Annotated in this window: 9 protein-coding genes; all 9 read left to right on the plus strand. The window is 70.2% G+C overall.

Translation table 11 applies throughout. The features are described 5' to 3' along the window. The first annotated feature begins 135 nt into the window (after positions 1–135). On the plus strand, positions 136–1014 hold the full coding sequence (locus tag CCN42_RS31580; RefSeq protein ID WP_086740737.1) for a diiron oxygenase: 879 nt from the start codon (positions 136–138) through the stop codon (positions 1012–1014). Then, on the plus strand, positions 1011–1256 hold the full coding sequence (locus CCN42_RS31585) for an acetyl xylan esterase (protein WP_086173360.1): 246 nt from the start codon (positions 1011–1013) through the stop codon (positions 1254–1256). Before CCN42_RS31580 ends, CCN42_RS31585 begins: the two co-directional genes overlap by 4 nt. Further along, positions 1253–2080: a class-II aminoacyl-tRNA synthetase family protein gene (locus tag CCN42_RS31590; protein WP_086740738.1), complete on the plus strand. Its 828-nt coding sequence runs from the start codon at positions 1253–1255 to the stop codon at positions 2078–2080. The genes CCN42_RS31585 and CCN42_RS31590 overlap by 4 nt, the downstream gene beginning before the upstream one ends. Next, positions 2080–3084: an NAD(P)H-dependent flavin oxidoreductase gene (locus CCN42_RS31595; protein ID WP_086740740.1), complete on the plus strand. Its 1005-nt coding sequence runs from the start codon at positions 2080–2082 to the stop codon at positions 3082–3084. The genes CCN42_RS31590 and CCN42_RS31595 overlap by 1 nt, the downstream gene beginning before the upstream one ends. Then, on the plus strand, positions 3071–3937 hold the full coding sequence (locus tag CCN42_RS31600) for an alpha/beta fold hydrolase (RefSeq protein WP_086740742.1): 867 nt from the start codon (positions 3071–3073) through the stop codon (positions 3935–3937). Before CCN42_RS31595 ends, CCN42_RS31600 begins: the two co-directional genes overlap by 14 nt. Continuing rightward, positions 3930–4196, plus strand: coding sequence for a phosphopantetheine-binding protein (locus CCN42_RS31605; RefSeq protein ID WP_086740743.1), 267 nt, complete (start codon positions 3930–3932; stop codon positions 4194–4196). The genes CCN42_RS31600 and CCN42_RS31605 overlap by 8 nt, the downstream gene beginning before the upstream one ends. Before the next feature lie 10 nt (positions 4197–4206). Beyond that, the gene (locus CCN42_RS31610) at positions 4207–4773 is read left to right on the plus strand and encodes a 4'-phosphopantetheinyl transferase superfamily protein (RefSeq protein ID WP_086740745.1); all 567 of its coding nucleotides are present in this window, start codon (positions 4207–4209) and stop codon (positions 4771–4773) included. Between the two features lie 59 nt (positions 4774–4832). Continuing rightward, positions 4833–5111 (plus strand): acyl carrier protein, encoded by a 279-nt coding sequence (locus tag CCN42_RS31615; protein ID WP_086173355.1) that lies wholly within the window; start codon positions 4833–4835, stop codon positions 5109–5111. Continuing rightward, positions 5108–6717: aspartate aminotransferase family protein (locus CCN42_RS42235; protein WP_143662074.1), on the plus strand; the 1610-nt coding region annotated here is incomplete at its 3' end. The genes CCN42_RS31615 and CCN42_RS42235, both read left to right, overlap by 4 nt.

The following is a 6717-nucleotide window of genomic DNA, read 5'->3' on the forward strand; positions in this document are numbered from 1 at the left end:
TCCGCCGAAGCTGACATCCCGGACCACCGCACAGGTTCGCACCGGTGCGCCGTGACCGAATCCCGCACCCACCGCCCAGGTCAGATCCTGCGGCCTTGCACGGGGAATCCTGCACAGGGAAAGGCGAGTGAGAAAATGGCGGTACGTGAGATCGAGCCGGTTCAGCTGAACCTCGACCGGCTGGAGCAGCTGGCGGAGTCCGGCTATTACAACCCGTACACGATGTTCGACTGGCCCGACAAGATCGAGCCGGACATGCCGTGGATGAGCGAGAGCCTGACCACGCTGGCGGGGACGCCGATGTGGGACGAGCTGACGCGTGAGCAGCAGCTGGCTTTGACCCGGTACGAGGCGATCAACTTCTTCAGTCTCAACATTCACGGAATCCGTGAGCTGATGAGCGAAGTGGTCATGCGTATCCACGAGAAGACGTACGCCAACGTCTCGGAGTTCCTGCACCACTTCATCGGTGAGGAAAACGAGCACATGTGGTTCTTCGCGCAGTTCTGCCTGCGGTACGGCGGGAAGCTGTATCCGGCGCAGCCGACGCTGAAGGCCGACTCGGTGGAGCATCTGTCGTCGGTGGCGCGCGAGATGATCGTGTTCGCGCGGATCCTGATCTTCGAGGAGATCGTCGACTACTACAACGCGCACATGGCGACCGACCAGTCGCTGCCGCACATCGCGCGGGAGATCAACCGGGTCCACCACCAGGACGAGAGCCGGCATGTCGCGTTCGGCCGGATGATCTTCACGAACCTGCTCGGGCAGGTGGCCAAGCGCGACCCCGACGAGGTGCCGGTGGTCGCCGAGTACCTGGAGAACTACCTCCAGTACAGCATCGGCACGCTCTACAACCCGGCCGCCTACCGCGACGCCGGTATCCCGGACGCGCTGGCGCTGCGGCGGCGGGCGCTGGAGCACCCCGCCCGCGTGGCGGCGCACGACGAGGTCCTCAAGCGGACCCGCAAGTTCCTGTCCAAGGCCGGCGTCGGTAGGGAAATCGTCAAATGACCGATCCACTCCAGGCGGTCCGGGAGTTCATCCTCGGCCGCAACCCCAAACTCGGGCAGGTGCCCGACGAGCTGGACCTGATCGACAGCCGGGCCATCAACTCGCTGGCCTTCGTCGAGTTCATCTTCCTGCTGGAGGAACTGACCGGCGAGCCGATCGATCCGGAAGACGTGGACCTGGACGACTTCCGCACCCTCAACGCGATCGAAGCCCGATTCTTCAAGCGGAAAGCGGCACGATGACCACAGCAACCGACAACGGCTTGAGAGTTCTCGACGGCGGACAGCTGCGACTGCTGCGGGCCATCGACTCGGTGTTCCGCCGCCTCGCCGACGGCTGGGACGCCCCGGAGTTCCGGTTCCCGTTCCTCATGCAGTGCCGGGACCTCGACACGTTCGACTACTACGACAACTTCCCGCACCTCGGTCTGGCCGCCACCCGGCTCGACCCGGAACGCGTCGCCCCCCTGCTCGCCGAGTCCGGCCGGCCGCTGGAGCGCATCCCCACCGAGGTGATGCAGCCGACCGGCTTCGCCCTGCCGTCGGCGGCCTGCTACGCCATCTACGTCGAGCTGGCCGGCACCACGCTGCCCGCCGAGGGCGCGATGCGGACCACGCTCGGCACCTGCTTCCGCAACGAGGACCACTACGACGGACTGCAGCGGCTGCTCGGCTTCTCCATGCGGGAGATCGTCTGCATCGGACCCGAGGACGTCGCCAAGAACCACCTGCTGCGCGCCAAGGACGCCGTGCAGACCCTGTGCGCCGAACTCGGCCTCGACTTCGAGATCGAGGTCGCCACCGACCCGTTCTTCGACAAGAACAGCGGCAAGGCCAAGATGCAGCGCCTGTTCCCGGTGAAGGAGGAGTTCGTCGTCAACGGCCTGGCGATCGGCTCCGTCAACTACCACCGGAACTTCTTCGGCGAGCGCTGCGGGATCCAGGCCGGTGACGCCACGGCCCACACCAGCTGCCTCGCCTTCGGTCTGGAGCGCTGGGTGCACACCCTGACGGAGCGGTTCGGCGGCACCGACGCCGCGGTGGCCGCGGTGGAGAGTCTGGGCTGATGCGTGCCACGTTGGCGCAGGTCCTCGGCCTGGAAGTGAGCCTGCTGCAGTCGGGCATGGGCGGCGTCGCGGGAACCGAGCTGGCGTGCGCGGTGTCCGAGGCCGGCGCGGCCGGCTGCGCGGGCGGCTACAAGCTGGTCGGCGCCCCGCTGTCGGCCATGCTCGGCCGGCTGACCGCGGGCACCGAACGGCCCGTCGGCGTGAACCTGATCCCGGAGGTGGTCGGGCCGGACGAGCTGGACCACCAGCTGGCCCAGGTCCTCGACGAGACGCCGGACCGCGTGCACGTGTCCCTCTTCGGCCTGCCCGACGACGCGGTGCTCGACCGGGTCGTCGCCGCGGGCCGGGACCTGGTGGTGCAGGTCGGGACCGTCGAGGACGGGGTGCGTGTCGCCGAGCGGGGCGGGGTGGTGGTGGCCCAGGGCATCGAGGCCGGCGGCCACCTCCTCGGCACCTCCCGCCGGGACGAGCTGGTCGCCGCGCTGCGCGAGCGGCTGCCGGACGCCTGCCTGGTCGCCTCGGGCGGGATCGGCTCGCCCGCCGAGGCCGCCCGCGCCGTCGCCGCCGGAGCCGACGGCGTGCTGCTCGGCACGGCCTTCGTCGTCGCGCACGAGTCGCGGGCCCACCCGCGCTTCAAGGCGGCCGTGACCGCCGCCGACGAGTCCGGCACCGTGATCACCGATGTGTACGAGATCGGGTGGCCGGGCCGGCGGCACCGCGTGCTGGCGACGCCCGTGACCGACGACCCGGGGCAGCCCAAGAAGTTCATCGGCAAGACCGTGGTCGAAGGAAAGCCGTATCTCGTGCCGCGCTTCAGCGCGGCCGTGCCCACCGACGCGACCAGCGGCCGGATCGAGGAGATGGCGATGTACTGCGGCATGTCCTGCAGCGCGCTCTCCGACGAGACATCGGCGGCCGACGTCGTCGCCCGGTTCGCACGGGTGCTCCCGGGCGCCGGAGTCGTGGAGACCAAGAAAGGACTGGAAAGCAATGTCAGCCGCTGAAGCCCTGGAGCAACTCGACCTCCAGTACCCGGAGGAACTGCCGCGCGTCACGACCCGCGAGGGCGTCGAACTCTATTACGAGTCGCGTGGTGAAGGCCCCGCCCTCACCCTCCTCAACAACTTCTTCATCACCAGCCCGCTGTGGCGGGCGTTCACCCAGGACCTGGTGCGCGACTTCCGGGTGGTGAGCTACGACCTGGCCAACCACGGCCAGTCCTCCAAGCTCGACAAGGAGCCCACCTGGGAGGAGCACGCGGCGGACCTGATCGGTCTGCTCGACGCGCTGGGGATCGAGTCGACCTACCTGGTCGCCACCTCGGCCTCCACCCAGCTCGCCCGCGACGTGGCGCTGGCCCACCCGGACCGGGTCAAGGGGCTCGTGCTGGCGGGTCCGGTCTTCGGCCTCACCGGCATGCGGCGCCACCGGCAGCTGAACCGGGCGTGGCTGCTGACGCTGAAGAACCACGGCATGGCCGCCCTGTACGGCCACATCTACCCCGAGGTGATCAGCGGGGAGATGAACGAGGAAGGCGGCACTCCCGGCTTCCTGGGCTTCCGCGAGGCGTTCCTCGCGATGTCCACCCCCGAGGAGCTCGCCAACGGCCTGGCGCTCGTCCAGGAGGGCGACACCAGCCCCGAGCTGCTGTCCCGGATCACCGCGCCGACGGTCATCGTGCTCGGCGACGACGACATCCTGCTCACCCCGTCGCGCGGCCACGAGCTGGCCAAGCTGTTCGCGAACGGCCGCTGCGAGATCATGACCAACGCCGGCCACGTGCCCTTCCTGGACGACCCCGAGACGTTCCAGTCGATCGTCCGCAGGTTCGTCGAGGAGACGGAAGCGCATGTCTGACACGGCGGCGATCACCACGGACGAGGTCAAGCAGCGGATCAGGGAACTGCTGGCCGACCTCTTCGGCAGCGACCGGTCCGTCAGCGACGTGCCGGACACCGTCTCGCTCCGCGAGGCGGGGCTGCCCTCCACCGCGCTGGTGAGCCTGCTGGTGGCGATGGAGGACGCGTTCGGCTTCGAGTGGGACGACGACGTCGAGCCGGAGGTCCTGCGCTCGATCGAATCGCTGGCGGGTCACGTCGTGGCGCTGCGCGGCTGAAGGACGGACGGTGGCGGTCGAGCTGGGGATTCCCGCGGGAGTCGCACCGGAGACAACGCTGGCCACCTGCCCGGTGCCGTGGCCGCACGGACCGGCCCAGCAGTTCGCGGCGGGCCGTCGCGCGGCCGCCTCGGCCCTGGCCGCGGCCGGGTCGGCCGACCGGATCGTGCCCCGCGATCCCGACGGCCGGCCGCGCTTCCCGCGGGGGTTCGCGGGTTCCATCTCCCACACGGATCACCTGGCCGTCGCGGTGGTGGCGGCCGGCGCCGAAGCCGTCGGCGTCGACATCGAGACCGCGGCCATCAGTCCCCGGACCGCCGCCTTCGTCCTGCGGGAGCGGGAGCGACGGACGCTGCTCGCGCCCGCCGGGGCGTACACGCCGCGTGAGCTGTTCGCCGCCAAGGAAGCGGCCTTCAAGGCCCTGAACGGCATCGGCGCACTGGGCGACTTCCTGTTCTGGCGGATCGAGCTCGACCAGTCCGACGGCGCGTTGACCGCGTCGTACCGCGGCGAACCGGTACCGGTGTGGGTTCGCTCGGAGGCAGATCTTTCGTTCGCCGTGGCGATACGGCGTTGAACTCTAACGATTCGCCTTGTCCTTCTGAGCCCGCATCGGCCGAAGGAACAGTGCATCGAATGGGGGAAAAGAAGGCAATGAATCGCGATATTCACGAGGTCGTCGATGAACTGTTCCGTCGCCGACTACAGGTACCTGAACTCAACCCCGATGTCCCGCTGGTGGACTACGGCCTCGATTCCGTGCGTTCCATCGATTTGATCGTCGAGATGGAATCCGAGTTCGACGTGCATATCTCGGACGAACAGGCAGCCGCGATGCGGACACTGCGTGACGTGGTGGATCAGGTCACCGCGTCGCTGACGGCGCGGGTCGGGCAAGGAGGCAGTGACGCATGAACGCCGATTCCCTTTTCGCGCGATACGCCCGGCCGGAACTCGCCCGGCTCTTCCGGGCGCTCAACCTGGACGTGACCTACCAGGCCGGTCAGGGCGACCATCTGATCCGCCGGTCTCCGGACGGCTCCGCGGCCGGGGACCGGGTGCTGGACCTCGTCGGAGGCGCGGGCGCCTCGCTGTTCGGCCACAACCACCCGGCGCTGCTGGACGTGGCGCGCCGGTGCCTCGACGAGCAGACCCCGTTCAACGCCCAGGGCAGCATCCGCCCGGGCGCGGCCGAACTGGCCCGGCGCCTGTCGGAGATCGTCGGCGCCACGACGGGCACCGGCTATGTGGTCACCCTCGGCAACACCGGCGCGGACGCGGTGGAAGCCGCGGTCAAGCACGCCACCGTCGAGCATCGGCGCCGGCTCGGCGCGCTCGAGGAGGAGGCCGAGCTGACGCTGCGCCGGGTGCGGCGCGACGGTGTCGCGGACCTCCCCGTCGCGAGCGGACCGGCGGCCGGCCGGCCCTGCGCAGAGGTGCTGGCCGAGACGCTCGACCGGATCGCGCACCTGCGGCGCGCCGACCCGGTGTTCGTGTCGCTGCGGGACGCCTTCCACGGCAAGTCGGCCGGCGCCGGCACGCTGACGCACGGCGGCAACGTCCCCGAGGACCTGCACGTGCCGGGACCGCGGCACCGGCGGCTGTACGACTGGACGCCCGAGGCGGTGCGCGGCGCGCTCGACGCCGAACGCGTCGCGGTGCACACGGTCACCGTGGACTCCGCCGGGGTGCCGCACTCCGCCGAGCGGCAGCTGTCGCCGGTGGCCGCCTGCTTCGTCGAGCCCATCCAGGGCGAGTCCGGGGTCCGCGAGGTCCCTGCCGAGACCCTCGCCGCGCTGCGCGAACTGGCCGACCGCCACGAGGCGGCGCTGGTCTTCGACGAGATCCAGTGCGGCATGGGCCGTACCGGCACCTTCCTCGCGTCCGAGAACTCCGGTGTGGTCGCCGACTACTACCTGCTGTCCAAGTCCCTCGGCGGCGGGCTCGCCAAGATATCCGCGCTGCTGGTCGCCGAGAACCGGTACGTGGCCGACTTCGGCCGCCACCACACCTCCACCTTCGCCGACGACGACTTCTCCTCGCGCATCGCGACGGCCGCGCTCGACCTGGCCCTCTCCTACCGCGAGCGGGTTACCGAGATCGGCACGCTGCTGCGCGACCGGCTGGCCGAGGTGGCCGCGAAGTGGCCGGACGCCATCGTCGAGGTGCGCGGACGCGGGCTGCTCCTGGGCGTCGAGTTCGCCCTGCCGCGGCCCGGATCGGCGCTGCTGCGCGAGGTGTTCGACCCCGAGTCGCTGGGCTACCTCGTCGCGGGCCGTCTGCTGCACGCCCACAACATCCGTGTCATCCCCACCCTGTCCGCCCCCACGACGGTGCGCGTCCAGCCGTCGGCGCTGCTCGAACCGGCCGACGTGGACCGGGTCGCCGCCGCGTTCGACGAGGTCGCGGGCCTCCTCTCGCGGGGCGAGTACGCGACGGTGCTGGAGCACCTGACCGTTCCGGCGGCCGGCGCCTGGCAGCCGCGCCAGCACGTCCCGCTGCCCCGCCGCGACCGCCCGGC

The organism is Streptomyces glaucescens (assembly GCF_002154375.1).
In the GTDB taxonomy this organism is placed as follows: Bacteria; Actinomycetota; Actinomycetes; order Streptomycetales; family Streptomycetaceae; genus Streptomyces; species Streptomyces glaucescens.

Bases quoted from the DNA above. Each gene is read 5' to 3' on its own strand.
- CCN42_RS31580 (WP_086740737.1), top strand. From the start codon at position 136: ATGGCGGTACGTGAGATCGAGCCGGTTCAGCTGAACCTCGACCGGCTG.
- CCN42_RS31585 (WP_086173360.1), top strand. From the start codon at position 1,011: ATGACCGATCCACTCCAGGCGGTCCGGGAGTTCATCCTCGGCCGCAAC.
- CCN42_RS31590 (WP_086740738.1), top strand. From the start codon at position 1,253: ATGACCACAGCAACCGACAACGGCTTGAGAGTTCTCGACGGCGGACAG.
- CCN42_RS31595 (WP_086740740.1), top strand. From the start codon at position 2,080: ATGCGTGCCACGTTGGCGCAGGTCCTCGGCCTGGAAGTGAGCCTGCTG.
- CCN42_RS31600 (WP_086740742.1), top strand. From the start codon at position 3,071: ATGTCAGCCGCTGAAGCCCTGGAGCAACTCGACCTCCAGTACCCGGAG.
- CCN42_RS31605 (WP_086740743.1), top strand. From the start codon at position 3,930: ATGTCTGACACGGCGGCGATCACCACGGACGAGGTCAAGCAGCGGATC.
- CCN42_RS31615 (WP_086173355.1), top strand. From the start codon at position 4,833: ATGGGGGAAAAGAAGGCAATGAATCGCGATATTCACGAGGTCGTCGAT.